This window comes from Nocardioides sp., assembly GCF_044226305.1.
GTDB lineage: Bacteria > Actinomycetota > Actinomycetes > Propionibacteriales > Nocardioidaceae > Nocardioides.
Map to the genome: position 1 here is coordinate 56586 of NZ_JBGAHF010000011.1, position 19306 is coordinate 75891.

24 protein-coding genes are annotated in these 19306 nt (G+C 73.9%); 10 read left to right on the top strand and 14 right to left on the bottom strand.

The genetic code is table 11. The features are described 5' to 3' along the window. Positions 1–85: 85 nt before the first annotated feature. Positions 86–2497: a hypothetical protein gene (locus ACILQ5_RS13175; protein ID WP_395658465.1), complete on the bottom strand. Its 2412-nt coding sequence runs from the start codon at positions 2495–2497 to the stop codon at positions 86–88. A 174-nt stretch (positions 2498–2671) separates the two neighbouring features. On the opposite strand from ACILQ5_RS13175, the gene rlmC reads away from it, so the two are divergent. Both rlmC and ACILQ5_RS13185 read left to right on the top strand, forming a co-directional pair. Next, on the top strand, positions 2672–3814 hold the full coding sequence (rlmC, locus tag ACILQ5_RS13180) for a 23S rRNA (uracil(747)-C(5))-methyltransferase RlmC (RefSeq protein ID WP_395658466.1): 1143 nt from the start codon (positions 2672–2674) through the stop codon (positions 3812–3814). Further along, the gene (locus ACILQ5_RS13185; RefSeq protein WP_395658467.1) at positions 3811–4170 is read left to right on the top strand and encodes a TraR/DksA family transcriptional regulator; all 360 of its coding nucleotides are present in this window, start codon (positions 3811–3813) and stop codon (positions 4168–4170) included. The genes rlmC and ACILQ5_RS13185 overlap by 4 nt, the downstream gene beginning before the upstream one ends. Here the strand turns inward: ACILQ5_RS13185 and ACILQ5_RS13190 are convergent. After that, positions 4139–4471 carry a TfoX/Sxy family protein gene (locus ACILQ5_RS13190; RefSeq protein ID WP_395658468.1) on the bottom strand — a complete coding sequence of 111 codons (333 nt, stop codon included), beginning with the start codon at positions 4469–4471 and terminating at the stop codon, positions 4139–4141. The genes ACILQ5_RS13185 and ACILQ5_RS13190 overlap by 32 nt on opposite strands. 25 nt (positions 4472–4496) lie before the next feature. Here ACILQ5_RS13190 and ACILQ5_RS13195 point away from each other — a divergent pair, with 25 nt between their 5' ends. Genes ACILQ5_RS13195 through ACILQ5_RS13205 form a run of 3 tightly spaced genes read left to right on the top strand, consistent with a single transcriptional unit; the run spans position 4497 to position 6940 of the window. Next, positions 4497–5342, top strand: a complete 846-nt coding sequence (locus ACILQ5_RS13195; protein ID WP_395658469.1) for a methyltransferase domain-containing protein — start codon at positions 4497–4499, stop codon at positions 5340–5342. Between the two features lie 16 nt (positions 5343–5358). Continuing rightward, positions 5359–5889: a hypothetical protein gene (locus tag ACILQ5_RS13200; protein WP_395658470.1), complete on the top strand. Its 531-nt coding sequence runs from the start codon at positions 5359–5361 to the stop codon at positions 5887–5889. Between the two features lie 46 nt (positions 5890–5935). After that, positions 5936–6940, top strand: coding sequence for an aldo/keto reductase (locus tag ACILQ5_RS13205; RefSeq protein WP_395658471.1), 1005 nt, complete (start codon positions 5936–5938; stop codon positions 6938–6940). A 4-nt stretch (positions 6941–6944) separates the two neighbouring features. Here ACILQ5_RS13205 and ACILQ5_RS13210 read toward each other — a convergent pair whose 3' ends face one another. Next, positions 6945–7100, bottom strand: a complete 156-nt coding sequence (locus ACILQ5_RS13210; protein WP_395658472.1) for a hypothetical protein — start codon at positions 7098–7100, stop codon at positions 6945–6947. 100 nt (positions 7101–7200) lie between these two features. On the opposite strand from ACILQ5_RS13210, the gene ACILQ5_RS13215 reads away from it, so the two are divergent. Continuing rightward, positions 7201–7635 carry a hypothetical protein gene (locus tag ACILQ5_RS13215; protein ID WP_395658473.1) on the top strand — a complete coding sequence of 145 codons (435 nt, stop codon included), beginning with the start codon at positions 7201–7203 and terminating at the stop codon, positions 7633–7635. A 13-nt stretch (positions 7636–7648) separates the two neighbouring features. Here ACILQ5_RS13215 and ACILQ5_RS13220 read toward each other — a convergent pair whose 3' ends face one another. Continuing rightward, a complete protein-coding gene (locus tag ACILQ5_RS13220; RefSeq protein ID WP_395658474.1) occupies positions 7649–8266 on the bottom strand; it encodes a maleylpyruvate isomerase N-terminal domain-containing protein in 618 nt (205 codons plus the stop codon). Between the two features lie 134 nt (positions 8267–8400). Here ACILQ5_RS13220 and ACILQ5_RS13225 point away from each other — a divergent pair, with 134 nt between their 5' ends. Both ACILQ5_RS13225 and ACILQ5_RS13230 read left to right on the top strand, forming a co-directional pair. Next, a complete protein-coding gene (locus ACILQ5_RS13225) occupies positions 8401–8928 on the top strand; it encodes a DUF4234 domain-containing protein (RefSeq protein WP_395658475.1) in 528 nt (175 codons plus the stop codon). Positions 8929–8982: 54 nt separating this feature from the next. After that, positions 8983–11118: a glycoside hydrolase family 15 protein gene (locus tag ACILQ5_RS13230; RefSeq protein WP_395658476.1), complete on the top strand. Its 2136-nt coding sequence runs from the start codon at positions 8983–8985 to the stop codon at positions 11116–11118. On the opposite strand, the gene ACILQ5_RS13235 is transcribed toward ACILQ5_RS13230, so the two are convergent. From ACILQ5_RS13235 to ACILQ5_RS13255, 5 genes are all read right to left on the bottom strand, one after another. After that, positions 11106–11843: a response regulator gene (locus ACILQ5_RS13235; RefSeq protein WP_395658477.1), complete on the bottom strand. Its 738-nt coding sequence runs from the start codon at positions 11841–11843 to the stop codon at positions 11106–11108. The genes ACILQ5_RS13230 and ACILQ5_RS13235 overlap by 13 nt on opposite strands. After that, the gene (locus ACILQ5_RS13240) at positions 11840–13015 is read right to left on the bottom strand and encodes a sensor histidine kinase (RefSeq protein ID WP_395658478.1); all 1176 of its coding nucleotides are present in this window, start codon (positions 13013–13015) and stop codon (positions 11840–11842) included. Before ACILQ5_RS13240 ends, ACILQ5_RS13235 begins: the two co-directional genes overlap by 4 nt. Before the next feature lie 10 nt (positions 13016–13025). Then, positions 13026–13814 (bottom strand): CPBP family intramembrane glutamic endopeptidase, encoded by a 789-nt coding sequence (locus ACILQ5_RS13245; protein ID WP_395658479.1) that lies wholly within the window; start codon positions 13812–13814, stop codon positions 13026–13028. Continuing rightward, positions 13811–14329, bottom strand: a complete 519-nt coding sequence (locus tag ACILQ5_RS13250; protein ID WP_395658480.1) for a hypothetical protein — start codon at positions 14327–14329, stop codon at positions 13811–13813. Before ACILQ5_RS13250 ends, ACILQ5_RS13245 begins: the two co-directional genes overlap by 4 nt. A 133-nt stretch (positions 14330–14462) precedes the next feature. Beyond that, complete coding sequence (locus ACILQ5_RS13255; RefSeq protein ID WP_395658481.1) at positions 14463–15068, bottom strand: hypothetical protein; 606 nt, start codon at positions 15066–15068, stop codon at positions 14463–14465. A gap of 20 nt (positions 15069–15088) precedes the next feature. Here ACILQ5_RS13255 and ACILQ5_RS13260 point away from each other — a divergent pair, with 20 nt between their 5' ends. Both ACILQ5_RS13260 and ACILQ5_RS13265 read left to right on the top strand, forming a co-directional pair. Then, entirely contained in the window at positions 15089–15238 is a 150-nt protein-coding gene (locus ACILQ5_RS13260; protein ID WP_395658482.1) for a hypothetical protein, read from the top strand. A gap of 94 nt (positions 15239–15332) precedes the next feature. Continuing rightward, positions 15333–15473, top strand: a complete 141-nt coding sequence (locus ACILQ5_RS13265; protein WP_395658483.1) for a hypothetical protein — start codon at positions 15333–15335, stop codon at positions 15471–15473. A 337-nt stretch (positions 15474–15810) separates the two neighbouring features. On the opposite strand, the gene ACILQ5_RS13270 is transcribed toward ACILQ5_RS13265, so the two are convergent. The 5 genes from ACILQ5_RS13270 to ACILQ5_RS13290 all read right to left on the bottom strand — a co-directional run bounded on the left by ACILQ5_RS13270 (position 15811) and on the right by ACILQ5_RS13290 (position 19303). Continuing rightward, complete coding sequence (locus ACILQ5_RS13270; protein WP_395658484.1) at positions 15811–16098, bottom strand: contact-dependent growth inhibition system immunity protein; 288 nt, start codon at positions 16096–16098, stop codon at positions 15811–15813. A gap of 9 nt (positions 16099–16107) precedes the next feature. Further along, positions 16108–17481, bottom strand: a complete 1374-nt coding sequence (locus ACILQ5_RS13275; RefSeq protein ID WP_395658485.1) for an RNase A-like domain-containing protein — start codon at positions 17479–17481, stop codon at positions 16108–16110. Further along, positions 17478–17780, bottom strand: coding sequence for a WXG100 family type VII secretion target (locus ACILQ5_RS13280; RefSeq protein WP_395658486.1), 303 nt, complete (start codon positions 17778–17780; stop codon positions 17478–17480). The genes ACILQ5_RS13275 and ACILQ5_RS13280 overlap by 4 nt, the downstream gene beginning before the upstream one ends. Further along, positions 17780–18088, bottom strand: a complete 309-nt coding sequence (locus ACILQ5_RS13285; RefSeq protein ID WP_395658487.1) for a WXG100 family type VII secretion target — start codon at positions 18086–18088, stop codon at positions 17780–17782. The genes ACILQ5_RS13280 and ACILQ5_RS13285 overlap by 1 nt, the downstream gene beginning before the upstream one ends. A 75-nt stretch (positions 18089–18163) precedes the next feature. After that, complete coding sequence (locus ACILQ5_RS13290) at positions 18164–19303, bottom strand: acyl-CoA dehydrogenase family protein (protein ID WP_395658488.1); 1140 nt, start codon at positions 19301–19303, stop codon at positions 18164–18166. Positions 19304–19306: the final 3 nt, after the last annotated feature.

Genomic DNA, 19306 nt, shown 5'->3' on the forward strand with positions numbered 1-19306 from the left:
CGGTGGTTTCCATTCCGAGGGACGCAGCCGCCGACGGGTCGTGTGCCTCACACGACCCGCCGGCGGAGCGCGCCTGACAGGAGCCTCAGTGCAGCCGCACCGTCACGGTGTCCCGGGCCCCGTCGGGACTGCGGAGGACCAGCCGTGCCGTGTGGACCTTGCCGGACCGCAGCGCCGCGCGTGCGGCGTCGGTCGCGGCCAGGCGCACCGTCTGCCCGGTGCCGCGCACGTGCGCGACCCCGCCGGCGAGGACGGTGCCGGGGCGCACCCCGGTGCCCGCGACGCGGTGCGTCGAGACCAGCGAGAGCCGCACGGTGTGCCGCTGGTCGGCGGAGACCCGCACGAGCACGGCCGGGCTCGCGCCACCCTGCACGACGCCCGAGCCGCTGGCGCTGACCCCGGTCGGTGTCACCGAGATGGTGGCGGTCGACACGTCGTCGTACGCCGCGGCGTCCTGGCTGGTGGTCGTCACGTGCGCGGTGTTCTCGATGTCCCGGCTGCCCTGGTTGCCGCCGGAGGTGCGCACGTCGATGCACGTGAGCCCGTAGTCGGCGGTCATCGGCGCGTCGGTCGGGTTGTAGAACCGGAACACCCGGGTGATCGGCTGCGGGTCGTTCCCCAGGGGCTGGCCGTCGAAGTCGACCCACGCGACGATGCCCTTGGCACCGTCCCGGCAGGTCAGGCTGCGCTCCTCGATCCCGTGCGGTCCGACCACGACGTGGCCGGAGAGCTGGGTGACCTCGAGCTGGTGCGTGTGGTCGCGGACCGTGCCGAGGTCGGTGCGCAGGCACCGGGTGGTCAGCGTGACCTGGCCGTCGTGGAGCATCCGGACCTTGAAGTGCCGCCCGGTGGCGATCGGCTGGCTGGTGACCACGCCGTCCCCGGAGAGGAACGAGAAGCCGGGCGTGATCGCGATGGTGCCCGGTCCGCACGCCAGGTCGAGCTCGTGCTCACCGGTGGCGAAGGCCCGCGTCGTCGTCAGAGAGTCGGAGATGACGACCGGGTGCGAGTGGTCCTCGCCGGACACGGTGTGGTCGCTCATGCACACCACGTTGACCTTGGCCTGGAGCTGGCCGGTGGTGTCGTTGCGGACCGTGCCGGTCCAGCCGAGCCCGTTCGCGGTGGCCTCCGAGCGGAGCACCATGGCGTCGGCGAAGGTTCCCGTGCCCTGGTCGACGTGGTCGAGCCGGACGCTGCCGTCGGTGGCGAGGTAGCCCGCGGGGCAGGCGGTGGTCGCCGAACCCGTGGCGCCACCGGCGACCGAGACGTGACTCTCGATCTTGGTCACGTCGAGCTGGTGGTCGTGCCCGGTGATCGAGCTCGGGAGTGCGTCGATGCGCACGGTGATGGTCGCCACCGCGTCGTCGCCCCCGGCGATGTCGCCGAGGTGGCAGGTCACGGTCCCGCCGCTGTTGCTGCACCCGGAGCTCGCGGAGACGAAGCTCGTGCCGGCCGGCAGCACGTCGGTGACGACGACGTCACGGGCGACGCCGGGACCGGCGTTCAGTGCGCGCAGCGTGTAGGTGACCTGGTCGCCGGGCGCCACGATCGTCTTGTCGGCGGTCTTCACCAGGGAGAGGTCCGCCGGCTGCGGCGCACCGGAGACGGTGGGGATGGTCGCGTCGTCGGCGTCCGAGACGGGCGGGCCGGACGGCGGGGTGCCGGTCGCGACGGCCACGTTCGAGACGGAGCCGGCGGCGACGTCGGCGCTGGTGACCACGTGGGTGAGCGGCGGGAGCAGCGGACAGGTCGTCGAGGCGCCGACCGCGAGCGTCGCGACGCACGGCGCGCCGGAGAGACCCAGCATCGGGTCGGTGATCGTCACGTTGGTGAGCACCGTGTTGCCGGTGTTGGTGACGGTCATGCCGTAGGTGAGCACCTCGCCCAGGGACCCGACGGCGTCGGGGTCGGCGGAGTCGGTGACGGTCTTCTCCAGGTGGATCGCCGGCGCGGCCGGGGGCGGCGCCTGGCAGCCCTTCACCCAGAAGACCTTGCTCTTCTTGTCCGCGCCCTGGGAGCCGGGCGTGTTCACGGTGAGCTTCACGTGGTAGCCCTGCACCGGGTGCGGGTCGCCGTGGAAGCTGAGCGTGTAGACCTCGCGGCCGTCCAGCCCGGTCGCCGTGCCGGCGCCGCTGGCGGGGTCGCCGCCGACGAACACGTCGGACGGGCCGGTGACGTCCAGCACCACGTCGGCGGTCGGCGCCTGCGGCTCGAACGTGACGTGGGAGATGATGTCGGCGCCCTGGTCGAAGCCGTACCACTCGACGGTGAAGGTGCAGCCGACGTGCGGGTCGTTGTCGGGCGGCGCGTCCATGTCGCCGAGCTCGGCGACCTTGACCGTGCCGTTGTTGCCCGGTGGGTTGCCGCCGGCGGCGTGGGCCGGACCGGCCAGTGGCACCAGCGTGACGAGTGCGAAGGCGAGCACCATCACGAGGACGGCGTTCTGGACGAGCTTGAGTGCGCCACGGTCGAGCGTGGCGATGGCAGGCCTGGACACGGCCGATCCCCCCTTGCCGCGGACCGTGCGCACCGCCCCCCGGTGCGCGGACCCCCCAGTCCGGGCTCTCCCACCACGGTAGCGCCCCGTGCGCTCCTGTCTCGATATCGGACGAAGCCGGGGGCTGCGGACCAGACCGGGGCGCGACGGCGGTGCCCGTAGCCTGGGGCGGTCATGCCCGCTGATGTGCTCTGCCACCACTTCGACGCCGGCCGGTGCCGCTCCTGCGCCTGGCTCGGCACCCCGTACGACGCCCAGCTGGTCGCCAAGCAGCAGCTGGTCGAGGGGCTGGTCGGGGTGCCGCGCGAGGGGTGGTCGCCGCCGGTTGCCAGCGCGGCGATGGGGTTCCGCAACAAGGCCAAGATGGTGGTGCACGGCAGCGCCGAGGAGCCGACGCTCGGCATCCTCGGACCGACCGGGTCGGGGGTGGACCTCCGCGACTGCCCGCTGCACACCGCCGGCATCCGGGCCGCGCTGCCGGTGCTGGCCGGCTTCGTCACCAGCGCCGCGCTCGCGCCGTACGACGTGGCCGCCCGCCGCGGCGAGCTCAAGCACCTGCTGGTCACCGAGTCGCCGGACGGTGAGCTGATGGTGCGGTTCGTGCTGCGATCCCAGGAGCCGGTGGCGCGGATCCGCAAGCACCTGCCGGCGCTGCGCGAGCGGGTGCCCGCGCTGGTGGTGGCGTCGGTGAACCTGCTGCCCGAGCACAAGGCGGTGCTCGAGGGTGACCGGGAGATCGTGCTGACCGAGCAGGAGACGCTGACGATGCGGGTCGCCGGGCTGCGCCTGCACCTGCGCCCGCAGAGCTTCTTCCAGACCAACACCGCGATGGCGGCCGAGCTCTACCGGCTCGGCCGCGCCTGGGTCGCCGAGTCCGCGCCGCGGACGGTGTGGGACCTCTACTGCGGCGTCGGCGGGTTCGCCCTGGCGGTCGCCGGGACCGGCGCCGACGCCCCGGAGGTCACCGGCGTCGAGATCAGCCCGGAGGCCGTCGCCTCGGCGACCCTCTCCGCCACCGAGGCCGGGATGACGGGGGTCCGGTTCGAGACCGGCGACGCGACGGCGTACGCCGTGGCCGCCGCGTCGCCGCCCGACCTGGTGGTGGTGAACCCGCCGCGGCGCGGCATCGGCCCGGAGCTGGCGGGCTGGCTGGAGTCCTCGGGCGTCGACCGGGTGCTCTACTCCAGCTGCAACGCCCAGACCCTGGCCCGCGACCTGGCCGCGATGCCGTCGCTGCGCGTCGTGCGGGCCCGGCTGCTCGACATGTTCCCCAACACCGCGCACTACGAGGTGCTCACGCTGCTGGAGCGGTCGTGACCGGCGCCCGGTCCCGGCTGGAGGACGAGCGGCGCCGCACCGAGCAGCACCTGGCGGCGCTGCGCGGCGACTACCGCGGCTTCGTCGAGGCCTCGAAGGACTCCAACGCCGACGACGAGCACGACCCGGAGGGCGCGACGATCGCGTTCGAGCGGTCCCAGGTCGGCGCGCTGGTGCGGCAGGCCGAGCAGCACCTCGATGCGATCGCGGCCGCGCTCGGCCGCCTGGACGCGGGGACGTACGGCACCTGCGCGGTGTGCGGCCGCCCGATCCCCGCTGCGCGCCTGGAGGTGCGGCCGACCGCGACGACCTGCGTCGGCTGCGCTACTTCGGCGGCAGGCTCCGCGCATAGGTGACACCGACGCGGACCCAGCGCTCCAGCTCGATGTCGGTGCCGAGTCCCTCGGGCACCACCCGCATCCACCCGTTCATCTCGCGGCCGCGCATCACGAACCGGTCGGTGTGCGGGTGGGCCAGGTGCTGCTCGGCCTCGGCCGGGTCGGCGCGGAGCAGCAGGCCTCCCTCGCTGCTGGCGGCGACGGCCATGTTGCCGTCCACCAGGAAGGCGAGGCCGCCGAACATCTTCTTCTCGACCACCCCCGGCTCGCCGTCGAGGAGGTCCCGGATCCGGACGGCCAGCTGCTCGTCGTACGCCATGGGTCGATTGTGCGACCCTCGTCACATGGACACGGGAGACGAGCGCGGCGCGTCGTTCACCCTCGGGAGCGCGTTCCGACCGGACACCGTCGCCGACGAGGCCGTGGCGCGGATGGTGACGGTCCTCGACGCCCAGGACGCGGCGCCGGCGATCGAGCGGCTCCGAGCGTGGATGCTCGCCGCCGGCGACGTACGTCGGGGAGAGGTGTGTGTGGACCTGGGGAGCGGCACCGGGACGATGACCCGGCGGCTCGCCTCGCTCACCGGGCCGGACGGCCGGGCGATCGGGGTCGAGCCCAACCCGGGACTGCGCCAGGTCGCCGAGGGGCGCGCCGAGGGGGCCGGCTCGTCCGCGGAGTTCCGGCCGGGCCTCGCGACCGAGCTGCCGTTCGAGGACGGCAGTGTCGACGTCCTCTGGTGCGAGCGGGTGCTCCAGCACGTGCCCGAGCCGCAGGCGGCCGTCGACGAGATCGCCCGGGTGCTCCGCCCGGGCGGCCGGGCGCTGCTGCTCGACTCCGACCACGACACCCGGGTGCAGTCCGACGTCGACCCCGACGTCGCCCGGGCCATCACCCGGGCGTTCATGGGCCAGGTGGCCAACCCGATGGCGGCGCGCCACCTGCTGCGCCAGGCGATCACCGCCGGCCTCGCCGTCGACCCCGACATCGGGTCCTCGGCCCTCGTCTTCGGGCCGGAGCAGCTGGCCGGCTCGGACCTGTTCACCATGGCTGCCGAGCAGGCGGTCGTCGACGGGCTCGTGACCCGCGAGCAGGCCGACGAGGCGATGGCCGCGATGGACGAGGCCGCCCGCGAGGGCTGGGCGTTCGCCGCCGTCACCGTCTTCGGGTTCGTCTGCCGCAAGGACCGCTGAGGAGGATGCTGGGAGCATGCGCCGACTCCTCGGACTCCCGGTGGCACTCGTGGTCCTCGCCCTCGCCGCTCCGGCGCTGGCGACGCCGCCGGTCGAGCTGACCATCACGGACCCGACCGAGGGCCGGAGGGCCTACGACATCGTCTCGGTCACCCTCCAGGCCGCGCCCGCCGCCGGCCGCAAGGCCCAGGTGACGGTGGTGCACGGCCGCCGGGTCCAGGTCAGCGACGCCGTCGACCTCTGGGTGGACACCGACGACGACCGGGTCCCCGACCTGTTCGTCACCGGCGTCTCGTTCAGCGAGTACGCCGTCTACCGCGCCCGCGGCTGGGACCGCCACCACCAGGACATCACCGACCGCGGCTGCGCCTCCATGGCGATGCGCGGCCGGAAGACCGTCATCCGGTTCGACCCGAGCTGTCTCGGTTCGTCGGAGCGGTTCTCGGTCTCGGTGCGGTCCTACGTCCTCCACCGCCCGGCGCGAGCCGACGACTACGTCCCGCGCCCGGAGCGGTTGACGCGGAAGGTCCTCTCCTACGCGAGCTGAGCCCGGCCCGGCGGCGCGCCGACCAGTGGTCCGCCAGACTGGCGGCATGGAGCAGCGAACCCTCATCAGCGACGACCGGGGCACCACCACGCGCGAGGTCTCGGTGGTCGGGCTCGGCACCTGGCAGCTCGGAGCCGACTGGGGCGACGTCTCGGAGGACGACGCACGCGCCGTGCTGACGGCCTCGGTGGACGCGGGCGTGACGTTCCTCGACACCGCCGACGTGTACGGCGACGGTCGCAGTGAGCAGATCGTCGGCCGGTTCGCGGCCGAGCACCCGGGCGTGACCGTCGCGACCAAGATGGGCCGCCGGGTGGAGCAGCGGCCGGAGCACTACACGCTGGAGAGCTTCCGCGCGTGGACCGACCGCTCGCGCCGCAACCTCGGCGTGGACACCCTGGACCTGGTGCAGCTGCACTGCCCGCCGACCGAGGTGGTCGAGTCCGACCGGGTCTACGACGACCTCGACACCCTCGTGGCGGAGGGTGCCGTCGCGGCGTACGGGCTGAGCGTCGAGACCTGCGACCAGGCGCTCGCGGCGATCGCGCGGCCGCACGTCGCGACGATCCAGATCATCCTCAACGCGTTCCGGCTCAAGCCGCTCGACGCGGTCCTGCCCGCGGCCCGGGCGGCCGGGGTCGGGATCATCGCGCGGGTCCCGCTGGCCTCGGGCCTGCTGTCGGGGAAGTACGACGAGTCGACGACGTTCGCGGCCGACGACCACCGCACCTACAACCGCGACGGCAGCGCCTTCGACGTGGGGGAGACGTTCTCGGGGGTGGACTTCGCCACCGGCGTGCAGGCGGCGCGGGAGTTCGCCGGCCTGGTCGACGCGGTCGGGCCGACCGGCCTCAGCCCGGCCGAGGTCGCCCTCGCGTGGGTCTGGCAGCAGCCGGGCGTCACGACGGTCATCCCGGGCGCCCGCAACGCCCAGCAGGCCCGGGCCAACGCGGCCGCCGGGGACGCGGACCCGCTCCCGCCGGCGTTCCTGGACGGGGTCCGCGACCTCTACGACCGGCACTTCCGGGAGGCCGTGCACGGCCGCTGGTAGCGGCTCAGGCGAGCAGCCGGCGGATGCGTGCGGAGGCCTGGAACCGGCGCTGGCGCCGGCGGAGCCGGGAGCCGCGGACGCGGACCTGGCCGAGGTCGTCCACCTCGAGGTGGGCGAGCATGAGAGCAGTGGTGGGGTCGACGTTCATGGAAGCGATCATGTCCCCGACGGTGCGCCCCTGAGGTGGGGGCGCACATCGGACGACCTCCCTAGATCCCACCCCTCCCGCCTACCTCAGGTGGCGACTAGGGTGGGCTGCGATGAGCGACGAGGACTACTGCGACCTGTGTGACCTGCCGAAGTCCACCTGCATCCACGGGAACCCGCCGGCCCCGCCGCCGCCCCGCGCCACCGCACGCACCACCACGCCACGCGCCCCGCGGGCGCCCCGCTCGACGTCCGCCGCGTCCCGCCCGGCCGTGCCGACCCGGTCGGTGCCACGCAAGTGGACGCCGCCGGACGCCTTCCGCCCGGTGATCCTCGCCGTGCTCACCGACGGCGGGGGAGAGCTCGAGCAGGACGAGGTCTACCGCCGGCTCGAGGAGCAGATGGCCGAGCGGCTGACCGAGGCCGACCACCAGACGACCCCGGAGGGCGAGCTGCGGTGGCGGTACGCCGCCCGCCGCGCCCGTCAGGCGCTGATCGCCGACGGCGAGATGACCAAGGGCAAGCCGGGCGTCTGGTCCCTGGCCTGACGCCTCCTCGCCCTCACGGCACGACCGAGCAGCCGGGCGGCAGCGGCCGCCGGCCGGTCAGGGCGAGCAGCACGTCCGGACCGAGGCCGAGCTCGACCGCACTCGCGGCCGCGACGCTCAGCGCCTCGGCGAGCGCCTCCGTCGGCGGGGTGAACCCGACACCCGTGGCGCGCGCGATGTCGAGGCAGTGCACGGTGAGCTCGAAGGTGCGCGTCGGCAGATAGGCGCTGACCCGCATCCCGCCCGCGATCGTCGTCACCACCGGGTCCGAGCCCGCGAGCGCGTCCAGCGCCGCGGTCGCCTCGGCGTACGACGTCCGCAGCGCCGTCAGCGGGTCCGCGCCGAGCGCCTGCCCGGCCTCGACGCCGCGCCGCGCGATTGCGCCGTCCGCGTCGACGCCGGCGATCCGGCTCACGGCCCCGAAGTAGGCAGCCGGGCTCGCGACCTCCTCCGCGCCGGCCCGGGTGCCGAGGTAGGTCGCGACCGTGACCAGCGAGCGCCCGGTGTGCCCGACGAGAGCGCGGAGGTCCCAGTCGCCGAGCCCCGGCCCGTCGTACGCCGGCAGCGGCAGCTGCTCGACGAGGGCAAGGAACGCGGTGGCGGCGGCGTCGAAGGTGGCGCGGGTGTGCATGTCCCGATCCTCCCAAGGCGCGCCGCCCGGTGCGGTCCAGACCACCGCGATCGGTCACGGCGAGTGTCCCGCGGGCGCCGCCGCGGCGAACCTAGTCTCGATCGACCGCATCGGCTCCCCAGGAGGGATCGATCATGACCGAGACCAACGAACCCACGCCCACCGAACCCACCCCCACGGACAGCACCGACGCCGCCCCGCCGCCGTTCCAGGCGCCCGCCGCGGACGCGACGCCCGAGGTGGCGCCCGCTCCCGCGGCACCGGCCGCCACGGCGTACGCCGCCGGCAACCCGGCCGCGCTGGGCAAGATCCGCGGCACCGGCGCCTGCGTCCTGCTGACGATCGTCACGCTCGGCTTCTACACCTGGTACTGGTACTTCAAGACCTCCGAGGAGATGAAGGAGCACTCCGGGGAGGGGGTCGGCGGCGGGATCGCGCTGGTCCTCGCGATCTTCGTCGGCTTCGTGATGCCGTTCGTGTCCTCCAACGAGGTCGGCAAGCTCTACCAGCGCCGCGGCCAGCAGGCTCCGGTCACCGCGATGACCGGACTCTGGTTCATCCTGCTCGGCTGGTTCTTCCTCGTCGGCTGCCTCGTCTGGTTCGTCAAGACCAACGGCGCGCTGAACGAGTACTGGCGCTCGCTGGGCCAGACCGAGGGCTGACGCCGCGGTCGTCGATGACCGTTTGTGACCCCGGTCACGGGGTACGGCGCAGGCATGCTCCTGCGTCTCGTGACCGGGGTGGCGGCGCTGGCCGTCGCCGCGACCGGTGCCCTGGTGTCCGTCCCGAGCTCGGGCGAGGTCGCCCCCGGACCACGGGGAGCGAGGTCCACCTGGACCGAGGCCGACAAGGACGGCTTCGGCACCGCCCGCACCCGCGCCAGCAACGTCTGGTTCACGCTCCAGCAGGGGCGGGTCAGCGAGGTGTTCTACCCCGACCTGTCCACGCCGAGCGTGCGCAGCCTCGAGCTGGCCGTCACCGGTGACGACTTCGCCGACCGCAGCAGCACCGACATGCGGACCCGGGTGCAGCGCCCCGACGACCGCAGCCTGCGCTACACCCAGGTCAGCGAGGACGAGGACGGTCGGTACCGGGTCGTCGAGCACGTCGTCACCGACCCGCGGCACGACACCCTCGTCGTCCGGGCCCGGCTGGTGCCGCTCGACGGCGGCCACTACCGGCTCTGGGCGCTCTACGACCCCGCGCTCACCAACCACGGCATGGACGACCGCGCGACCAGCCGCCCGCACGCGCTGGTCTCGACGGACCGCACCGTCTCCTCCGCCCTGGTCGCGCGGCCGGCGCTGCGCTCGACGACCAGCGGGCTCGTCGGCACCCCGACCGACCCGTGGCCCGACCTCGGGCACCGGCACCGCCACGCCGGCCCGGGCAACGTCGTCCAGGCGGCCCGGCTCGCCGACGACACCACGCTGGCGCTCGGGTTCGGCGGCTCGGTCGGCCGGGCCGTGCAGCAGGCCCGTGGCTCGCTGGGTCGCGGGTTCGCGGCCACCTCGTCGGCGTACGACCGCGGGTGGCACGGGTACGTCGACAGCCTGAAGGACGTGCCGGCCAGTGCCGCGTCGGTGCAGCCCGAGTACCTCGCCTCCGCGCTGGTGCTCGCCGCCGCCGAGGACAAGCAGCACCCCGGTGCGTTCGTCGCGTCGCCCTCGGCGCCGTGGGTGTGGGGCGACGAGGTGAAGGACCTCTCCTCGCCCTCGGGCGCCTACCACCTGGTGTGGTCCCGGGACGCCTACCAGTTCGGGACGGCGCTGTGGGCGATGGGCGACCGGGCCGCGGCCCGCCGGATCGTGCGCTGGCTGTTCGGCACCCAGCAGCTGGCCGACGGGTCGTTCCCGCAGAACTCCGACGTGTCCGGCACGCCGGTCTGGGGCTCGCTCCAGCTCGACGAGGTCGCGTTCCCGATCGTGCTCGCCCACCTGGTCGGCAAGCGGGACGCCGCGACCTGGCACGGCGTGCGCAAGGCCGCGCGCTTCCTCGTGTCGTTCCGCGACGAGGAGACCGGCCGGCGGTCGCCGTACTCGCCCCAGGAGCGCTGGGAGAACCAGTCGGGCTACTCGCCCGCGACGATCGCCGCGGAGGTCGCCGGGCTGGTGTGCGCCGCCGACCTCGCGAAGCACCACGGCCGGCCGGCGCTGGCCCGGCACTGGCTGCGGGTCGCCGACCGCTGGCAGCGGCACGTCGAGGACTGGACGGTCACGACGAACGGCCCGCTCGACGACGCGCCGTACTTCCTGCGGCTGACCAAGAACGGCAGGCCGGACACTGCGAGCCCCTACGAGATGGGCGACGGCGGCCCGCGCTCGATCGACCAGCGCAAGGTCGTCGACCCCAGCTTCCTCGACCTGGTGCGGCTCGGGCTGCTGCCCGCGGACGACCCGGCCGTCGTGAACACCCTCGACGTGGTCGACCGGAGGCTCCGGGTCGACACCCCGAACGGACCGTCCTGGCACCGCTTCAGCCACGACGGGTACGGCGAGACCGCCGACGGTGGCGAGTGGACGATCACCGACCCCGGGACGCACACCACCTTCGGGCGGGGCTGGCCGATCCTCACCGGCGAGCGGGGCGAGTACGCCGTCACGGCCGGTGCCGACGCAGCGTCGTACCTCGCGACGATGGCGGCCGCCACGGGCGAGGCCGGCATGCTCGCCGAGCAGGTCTGGGACGGCCGGCCACCCACCGGCGACGCGTGCTGCCCCGCCGGCGAGGGCACCCGGTCGGCGACGCCGCTGGTCTGGTCGCACGCCCAGCTGGTGCGGCTGGCCTGGACGATCCAGCGCGGCCGGCCCGTCGACCAGCAGCCGGTGGTCGCGGACCGTTACCTGCGCTGAGGGGGCTCGGCGAGGCCGGTGCGGTAGGCGTAGGACACGACCTGCGCCCGGTCGCGCAGACCGGTCTTGGCGAAGATGTGGTTGACGTGCGTCTTCACCGTCGCCGTCGAGACGAACAGCTGCGCCGCGATCTCGGAGTTGGACCTGCCGGCCGCGATCAGCTGGACGACCTCGGCCTCGCGGGCGGTCAGCCCGTCGGGGAGCTCACCGGGCAGCGGCGCCGGGCCCGGCACCCCGAAGGCCGAGCCGGCGCGCAGCGCGTCGAGCAGCCGCCGCTGCACGTCGGGGTCGAGCGAGGCCTGGCCGCGGGCCGCGGTGAGGATCGCGTTCTCGATCTCGGCCGCCCCGGCGTCCTTGGTGAGGTAGCCCCGGGCGCCGGCCTGGAGCGCCGCGAACACCTGCCGGTCGTCGGAGAGCGTCGTGAGGACGACCACCGGCACCTGCGGGTGCGACTCGGCGAGCCGGCGGGTCGCCTCGATGCCGTCGAGGCGCGGCATGTTGAGGTCCATCAGCACCACGTCCGGCGGATCGGCGGTGACCTTCTCGATCGCCTCCTCGCCGTCGGCGGCCGCGCCGACGACCTCGACGGTGTCGAGCAGGCCGAGCAGCATCAGCAGGCCTTCGCGGACGACCCGGAGGTCGTCGACGACCAGGACCCGGACGGGGGACGGGACCGTCTCTCGGCTGGTCTCGGGGCTGGTCTCGGGGCTGGTCTCGGGGCTCATCGTCGGCTCGCCTCGGGCTCGTAGGGGAGGGACAGGCGGACGGCGTACCCGTCCGGGGTCGGGCCCGCGTCGAGCGTGCCGTGCGCCAGCTCGGCCCGCTCCCGGAGACCGGTGATGCCGTAGCCGCTGCTGGGGACGTCGGCTTGGACCCCGGCGCCACGAACGTCGGTGGCGGTGAGCGTGACGTCGCGCTCGCCCCAGGTCACGACGAGCGCGCTGCTCGCTCCGCGGCCGGCGTGCTTCGCGGTGTTGGTGAGCGCCTCCTGGGCGGTCCGGTAGACCGCCAGGCCCGCCTCGGCGGACAGCGGACGGGGGGTGCCCTCGACCCGCAGCGTGGCCTGGACCCCGTGGGCGCGCGCCGCGTCCTCGACCAGGTCCGGCAGCCGGTCCGGACCGGGGAGCGCGTCACCGCGGAGCGCACCGATCGCGCCCCGCGCCTCGGTGAGGCCGCTGCGCGCGAGCCGGTGGGCGCGCTCGATCTCGGCGACCACGCGCGGGTCGGCACCGGTCCGCTCGGCGAGCATCCCGGCCGCCTCCAGCGACATCACCTGGCCGGAGAGGGCGTGGGCGAGGATGTCGTGGAGCTCCCGGGCCAGCCTGGTCCGCTCGGCCAGCACCGAGGCCTCCGCCTGTGCCGCCCGGGTCGCCTCGAGCTCGGCGACCAGCGCGACCGACCGGGCGTGCGCGACCCGGGCGCTGCGGGTGGCCGACGCGACGGCGAACGCGAAGGCGACCCCGAGCAGGCTGGTCGTCAGGGAGGTTGCGACCTCGTCGCGGTCGCCGAGCAGGATGCCCGCGGCCAGGACCGCCAGCACCACGGTCATCGCGGGGGCGGCGTACCGCGCCGCGAAGCGCAGCCCGAGGCCGGCCGCGGCGAAGTAGGCGAGCAGGAAGCCGGCGGAGGTGGGGGCCAGGCCGTTGAGAACCCCGCCGCAGCAGCCGGTCAGGGTCAGCACCGTCACCTCGGCCGCCGGGCGCCGGGGCGTCGCCAGGAGCTCGACCAGCCAGAGCGCGAGCCCGGCGAAGAAGAACGCCGTCGGGACCGGGCCGTGGAGGTCGGTCACCGTCCCGGCGACCACGACGACGGCGGAGACCAGGCCGAGGACGCGCACGCCGCGGCGCCACCGCTCCTCGTCGGGCAGTGGCGCCGCCGCCAGGTCCTCGATCGACATCGGCGTCAACCTAGTGCGCCCCCGTCGGTACCGGGGAGAGTTCCTGGTCGAGCAGGAGGTTGTCAGTCATGGGGGTGTCCTTCCGGGGACGCAGGGTGAGCAGGGCGACGCCGTACGCGAGGAGGACGACGTCCTCGGCGACGAGCACCGGGATCTTGGGGACGTTGCCGACGGCGGCGGCGAGGTCGGTGAGGGCGTGCAGCGCCATCAGCGGCACGATCGTGTCGGTGCGGACGCGGAGGGCTCCGTAGGCGAGGCCGAAGCAGAACGCGCCCCACGCCTGGGCCAGCACCAGGCCGGTGCTGTCCCGGAAGAACACGTTGGCCAGGTGGGCCGTCCCGAAGAGCGCCGCCCCGACCACGACCGCACGCGTCGTACCCAGCGGGGCGAGCAGCCGGAGCGCGAACCCGCGCCAGACGAGCTCCTCGGTGACGCCGGTGAGGACGTACCCGACCACCAGCACGAGCAGGAGGTCGGTCCCGACCGAGCGGAACCCGAGCACGAGCGGGCTGACGGCGACGACGAGCGGCACGACCAGCAGGCCGGTGTGCCGCCACTCCGCACGGCGGTTGACGCCGAGCTCGCGCCAGCTGCCGACGAACGGGGCCGCCAGCAGCGCCAGGGCGAAGAGCACCTCGACGACCAGCAGGGCGCGGACGGTGCCGTCGACACCGGGCAGGTAGGTGCGGGTGAGCAGCCCGCCGCCCGCCGTGACGACCATGACCGCGAGCCAGAGGCAGAGCCCCCGGGCCAGGGCCCGCGTCGAGGCGCTGCGCCGGGTGTCGTGCGGAGCGCTCACGCCGCCACCGCCGCGACGTCGGTGCCCCGGGTGACGACCAGGGTCGCCGCCCAGGTCACGAGCACCCGGGTCAGGACCATCGCGAGGGCCATCGCCACGAAGGCCGCGGTCCAGGCGTCGGCGCCGGTGATCCGGTGCTCGTAGGAGAAGAGCCCGATGCGCTGGGTGAACCAGTGGTCGGCGCCGTAGGCGAACAGCATCCGACCGCCGATCACCGCGACCCAGAGGGCGGCGTACGCCGCGCCGGCGGTCATCAGCACCCGGCCGGCCACCAGCCGGACCCGGACCAGGAGGCCGGCCACGAGACCGAGCCCGACCCCGGCGGCGACGCCGACGAGCTCGACGTGCACGTCGTTGCCGGCCGTCGGCGGGGCGTTCAGGAACACCGCACCCGCGACCGCGACCAGCACGACCGGGAGCAGCAGGCGACGCCGGGTGACCTCGTGGGTGCCGACGTTCGAGATCAGGATGTAGGCGAGCAGCCCCAGGTTGAGGGCGTACTGGGCGGCAGACATTTCTTCCTCTCCGCGCGGCCACCGGCGGCCGCTGCTGACGAGGAAGAAGGTAGGAATCCGGGCGGGTGTGCCGCGTCGGCGTGCGGGTGGATCCCGCGATCTCCACCCCAGGGTGGAGACGCTCGCGCGGCCCTCAGGTGAGGACCCTGATCTCCTCGCCGAGCCGCGCCCCCTGCAGCAGCTCGAGGTCGTCGCCGGACCAGAACTTGCCGGGGTCGTAGTAGTTCGTCGGCCGTTCCCCGTCGAGCAGGCCCATCGCGGTGTAGGTGGCGGCGACGACCTCGGCGCAGTAGGTCAGCTCCGCGGACGCCGGCTGCCGAACCCGGCCGCGCGCCCAACGCCCGATCAGCTTGGCGGTGGCCGGGAACGGCGTGCCGTCGAGCCGGGCGATGGTGCGCAGCACGGCGTCCTCCATCTCGCGGGTGACCGTGAGGTCGAGCTGGCGCAGCCACGCCTGCTGCTCGTAGCGACCGGTCCACTGCTCGACGGCGGCGCGCAGGTCGTGCAGCTGCACGCCGCGGTGGTTGCTCCCCGTCCACACGTCGACGAGGCCCTTGCCGAGCTCGGCGTGCCACATCAGGGGCGGCAGGTCGTCGAGCACGACGGCCATGCCGACGTGGTTGACCGGCGCGTTGGTCAGGACCCGGATAGCGTGGTCCGCGGCCGAGTGGCCGCGGAAGAGCCACAGGTCGCCGGTGCGGGTCAGGTCGACCGCGGCGTCGAGGGTGAGCTGGGTCATCGGGTTCCTGGGAGGTCGTCGTGAAGCTGTGGAAGTGGGTCGGGCTCGCCGGGCTGGCCGGAGTGGCCGCCACGGGCGCCATCATCGCGCGTGACCAGCGCCAACGGGCGCAGCTGACGCCGGAGCAGGTGCGCGACCGGCTCCGCGAACGGCTCGACGAGTCGGGCTGACCCCGCTCCAAGTCGGCTCCCAGTCCCCTCCAAGCGGGCGCGCGCACGATGGGCGTGCCCGCCAGGGAGGCGGGCTGAACCGAAGGGAACCGACATGTCCACGAAGCTGATCCAGCGTCGCAACGCCTGGCGCGAGCTCTCCCGCCAGGACAAGCAGCAGCGCCTCGAGTCGATGCGCAGCCGGCACCAGAGGCAGGTGGAGTTCGAGATGCTGCGGTTGCAGGCCGTTCGATGACCTGCGCGTGTGCACCTCGACGGGCGCTCAGGACACCGTGGAGGGGACGCGACATTTCTGGCGCGCTTCCTCCTCGGTGTCCTGCTCGCCCTCGTGGTCGGCACGGTCGGCACGGTCGCCCGTGCAGCCGGTCCGTCTGACGTTGCCGGGGTTGCGGTGGGACGTCATCCGAGGTGGTGGCTCGGGGAGCCGGTCCGTATGACGTTGCGGGGGTTGCGGTGGGGCGTCATACGAGGTGGTGGCTCGGGGAGCCGGTTCGTATGACGTTGCGGGGGTTGCGGTGGGGCGTCATGCGAGGTGGTGGCTCGGGGAGCCAGTTCGTATGACGTCTCGCGGGTCAACCGGTGGTGGCGGCGCGGACGCGGTCGGCGATCTGCTGCAACCAGGCGCGATAGCCACGTTCACCACCGACGAACCCGATGCCGTGGGTGACGAGCAATTGCTCGATCTCACTATCTGAGTGGGACTCGAGAATCCGGTCGATCTCGCTCGGTAGTTCTCGAGCACCTTCGCGGTCGGAGGCAACGTAGTCGTCGACGCCTGCCATCACGTTCGAGTAGAAGTCGAACACATCCTCGTTGAGGTATGCCTCCACGAGGGTGGCAAGAGGCGACTTGCTGTGCACGCTCACTCCCTACAGGGTCGGGTAACTGGTGAGCAACCGCCAGCCCAGCGCCAGAGAGTCGTCCCTGACGAGGACGATCCTGGCGCGATTGGCGCTTGTCGCTTCGACCGCCCCGCGGACCAGGACTCTGCCGACCATATGTCCGAGATCGGCGCTGAATCCCTCCTTGCCCTTCCCGGTGGCAAGCCAGGACTGGATGGACGATTCGTTTGCACGGAAGACGCGCTCGATCGCATGCTCGGCGGCCGACTTGCTGGTGAACGTGGACGAGGTTCGAAGGTCGGGTTCGGTGATGAATCGTTGCGCAAGGTCCTCGTCCGACTTGCCGACGTGCTTGAGCAACGTGTGGCCGCCAGCTTGCTCGTGTGCATCGAGGAATCCCTTGCGGAACGGGTTGCGATCGAAGAAGGCCCCTAGGTTCACACTCCCGCGCTCGGTCATCTCCATCCGCCGGGCGGCGGCGAGCCGCGCCAGGTAGGCGCGGGAGTCGCGGAGGGTGGCGGCGACCGGGCGGAGGGTGGTGGCGGTGCCCCGGGAGAGGACCGCGAGCGAGTCGAGGATGCCGCGCACCTTCGCGGAGGCGGCGGCGACCCGGGCGGCGCCGGCGGTGCCGGCGGCGGGCGCGGCGGCACCGCCGGTGAAGAACGTCAGCGCCCCCGAGAGGAGCGCGCCGGCGCCGAGCTCCCAGGCCAGCTCCTCGAGGAGGTCGAGCAGCTCGGCGCGCTTGGCGTCCACCTGGTCGGCGTACGACGCGCAGGCGGTGCCGAGCGCGACCAGCTGGTCGGCGAGCGACGCGGTGCAGGCTCGGAGGTCCTCGGTGGTGGCGACCGCCAGCGGGATCTCCGGCGAGACCTCGTCCTCGAGGGCGGCGAGCGCCGTGGTGCAGTGCGCGCCCAGCAGGCCGACCGCGGTCCCGGCTGCGCTCCAGGAGGCCGCCGCCGCGCGCAGCCGGTCGGTGTCGGCGGTCGGCCAGAAGACGCCCTGGAGCAGGTCGAGGACGACGTCGGCCCAGCCGGGGAGCGAGGAGGAGTCGGCCCCGAGGGCGCTCGGCGGTGCCGCCGGCCGTACGCCGACGGCCCGGTCGGCGAGCGTCGTCGGCCCGGCCACGGTCTCGGCCCACGCGTGGTTGTGGAGCGACGCGGCGGCCAGGTGCCCGAGCGAGGCGAGCCCGAACGTCAGCTCGCCGAGCGCCTCCAGGGAGGCGGCCGCCGCCTCGTCGTACGACGCCGCGAACTCGGTCGCCGTGGTGTCGTCGCCCGCCATGCCGGCGCAGCCGACCAGGTCGTCGGCGAGGGCGATGCACGCGTCGGCGGCGAGGTGGTTGCCGGTCACGTAGGCCTCGACCGCGCCCTGGTAGCCGGTGCCCTCGACGGCCAGTCTCACGAGACCTGCTCCCACATCCGCAGGTTCGTGGTCGCGGCCGAGTCGTAGCGACCGTGCGCCGTGTCGGCCGCGGACCGCATCCGCGCCAGCCCGGCCCGTATCTCGTCGAACCCGGCCTCCCACGCGGCCTGCGCGACCAGCTGGGCGGCCGCGGCCCGCCCCGCCCACGAGCCGTGCAGCCCGGCGACTCGGGCCGCGACGTCGGCGAGCAGCGCGTCGAGCTCGGCGCTGCAGCGCGCGAGCGCGTCGACCGTCGCGAGCAGCTCCTCGAGGTCCACCGCGTAGATGGGGCCCGACATCAGCCCAGCCGCCCGGCGAGACGGTCGAGCGCGGACCCGGCGGCCTGGTCGGTCGCCCCGAGGTCGGCGTCGGCCGCCGCGAGCAGCCGCGCCATCGCCTCGAGCGCCGCGAGCACCTGGTCGGAGCCGGCCCGCCATGCGTCCCAGCCCTGGGCGTACGCCGTCGCGACCGTGCCCGACCAGGTGCCGAGCAGCTCCTCGACCGACCGGGCCGCGCGGTCGCGCTCGGCGTGGAGACGCGTCGCGGCCCGTTCCAGGTCGGTCACCGTCGCGCGGAACGCGGCGTGGTCAGCGGTGATCTGGTCCATGACGCGACGATGCCCGGTGCCGGCCGTGGCCGACACCGGGCAGTCGCGATCTGTGGACAACCCCCACAGCGGGGGTCAGGGCAGCGGGTCGACCTCGTCGTACCCGCCGACCCCGGCCGCCAGCAGGCGGAGGTGGTGGTCGCCGTCGCCGAGCAGGTGGTCGAGGGCGGTGAGCCGGCTGGTGTAGGTGCCGATGCTGTACTCGGCCGTCATGCCGATGCCGCCGTGCAGCTGGATCGCCTCCTGGCCGATGTGACGGCCGGCGCGGCTCACGGCCAGCGAGGCCCGGCTGGCGGCCAGCGCCGCCTCCTCACCCGACTCCGCGTCGAGCACCATCGTCGCCCAGACGGCGAGGCTGCGCGCCAGCTCCAGAGACACGTACATGTCGGCCGCCCGGAAGTTGAGCGCCTGGAAGGTGTTGAGCGTGACGCCGAACTGCTTGCGGCTCTTGAGGTACGCCGACGTCTGCTCGAGCGCGACCTCCATCAGCCCGATCGCCTCGTTGCACGCGGTGATCCGGGCGATGTCGAGGACCCGCCCGATGATGCCGGCGGCGTCACCGCCCGCGCCCAGCGGCGTGGCCGCGGTCCCGTCGAAGGTGACCCGGGCGGCCCGGCCGCCCTCGTGGGTGGCGTACCCCTCGCGGGCGACCCCGGACAGGTCGTCGACCACGAACAGCCCGGTGCCGCCGTCCGGCAGCACCGCGCTCACGACCAGCACGTCCGCGCGGGCACCCTGGACCACCGGCTCCTTGACGCCGTCGAGCGTCCACGAGCCGCCGGACTCCGAGGCGCGCACCGAGGCCGCGGTCGGCTGCCAGCGCGACCCGGGCTCGGCGTGCGCGAACGCCAGCAGCGACTCCCCGGAGGACAGCGCCCCCAGGAGCTCGGTCTTCTGCTCCTCGCTGCCGGCCGCGGCGACCAGGCCACCGGCGAGCACGACCGACGTCAGGAACGGCTCGGGTGCGACGACCCGGCCCAGCTCCTGCGCGACGATCCCGACCTCGATCGCGCCGGCTCCCACGCCGCCGTACTGCTCGTCGAAGGGCAGTCCGAGCACGCCCATCTCGGCGAGCTGGGTCCAGACCTTCTCGCTGAAGCCGGGGTCCTCGGCGGCCGTGCGGCGCCGGTTCTCGAAGTCGGAGTAGGCCTTGCCGACCAGGCCGCGGACGGCCTCCCGCAGCGCCTGCTGCTCCTCGTCGTAGGTGAAGTCCATCGT

What these genes read in the sequence shown, in the direction of transcription:
- rlmC (WP_395658466.1), top strand. Translation starts at nt 2,672, where the DNA reads ATGCCCGCTGATGTGCTCTGCCACCACTTCGACGCCGGCCGGTGCCGC.
- ACILQ5_RS13235 (WP_395658477.1), bottom strand. Translation starts at nt 11,843, where the DNA reads ATGAGCCCCGAGACCAGCCCCGAGACCAGCCCCGAGACCAGCCGAGAG.
- ACILQ5_RS13225 (WP_395658475.1), top strand. Translation starts at nt 8,401, where the DNA reads ATGACCGAGACCAACGAACCCACGCCCACCGAACCCACCCCCACGGAC.
- ACILQ5_RS13210 (WP_395658472.1), bottom strand. Translation starts at nt 7,100, where the DNA reads ATGATCGCTTCCATGAACGTCGACCCCACCACTGCTCTCATGCTCGCC.
- ACILQ5_RS13220 (WP_395658474.1), bottom strand. Translation starts at nt 8,266, where the DNA reads ATGCACACCCGCGCCACCTTCGACGCCGCCGCCACCGCGTTCCTTGCC.
- ACILQ5_RS13205 (WP_395658471.1), top strand. Translation starts at nt 5,936, where the DNA reads ATGGAGCAGCGAACCCTCATCAGCGACGACCGGGGCACCACCACGCGC.
- ACILQ5_RS13215 (WP_395658473.1), top strand. Translation starts at nt 7,201, where the DNA reads ATGAGCGACGAGGACTACTGCGACCTGTGTGACCTGCCGAAGTCCACC.
- ACILQ5_RS13230 (WP_395658476.1), top strand. Translation starts at nt 8,983, where the DNA reads ATGCTCCTGCGTCTCGTGACCGGGGTGGCGGCGCTGGCCGTCGCCGCG.
- ACILQ5_RS13240 (WP_395658478.1), bottom strand. Translation starts at nt 13,015, where the DNA reads ATGTCGATCGAGGACCTGGCGGCGGCGCCACTGCCCGACGAGGAGCGG.
- ACILQ5_RS13290 (WP_395658488.1), bottom strand. Translation starts at nt 19,303, where the DNA reads ATGGACTTCACCTACGACGAGGAGCAGCAGGCGCTGCGGGAGGCCGTC.
- ACILQ5_RS13265 (WP_395658483.1), top strand. Translation starts at nt 15,333, where the DNA reads ATGTCCACGAAGCTGATCCAGCGTCGCAACGCCTGGCGCGAGCTCTCC.
- ACILQ5_RS13285 (WP_395658487.1), bottom strand. Translation starts at nt 18,088, where the DNA reads ATGGACCAGATCACCGCTGACCACGCCGCGTTCCGCGCGACGGTGACC.
- ACILQ5_RS13280 (WP_395658486.1), bottom strand. Translation starts at nt 17,780, where the DNA reads ATGTCGGGCCCCATCTACGCGGTGGACCTCGAGGAGCTGCTCGCGACG.
- ACILQ5_RS13200 (WP_395658470.1), top strand. Translation starts at nt 5,359, where the DNA reads ATGCGCCGACTCCTCGGACTCCCGGTGGCACTCGTGGTCCTCGCCCTC.
- ACILQ5_RS13255 (WP_395658481.1), bottom strand. Translation starts at nt 15,068, where the DNA reads ATGACCCAGCTCACCCTCGACGCCGCGGTCGACCTGACCCGCACCGGC.
- ACILQ5_RS13195 (WP_395658469.1), top strand. Translation starts at nt 4,497, where the DNA reads ATGGACACGGGAGACGAGCGCGGCGCGTCGTTCACCCTCGGGAGCGCG.
- ACILQ5_RS13250 (WP_395658480.1), bottom strand. Translation starts at nt 14,329, where the DNA reads ATGTCTGCCGCCCAGTACGCCCTCAACCTGGGGCTGCTCGCCTACATC.
- ACILQ5_RS13190 (WP_395658468.1), bottom strand. Translation starts at nt 4,471, where the DNA reads ATGGCGTACGACGAGCAGCTGGCCGTCCGGATCCGGGACCTCCTCGAC.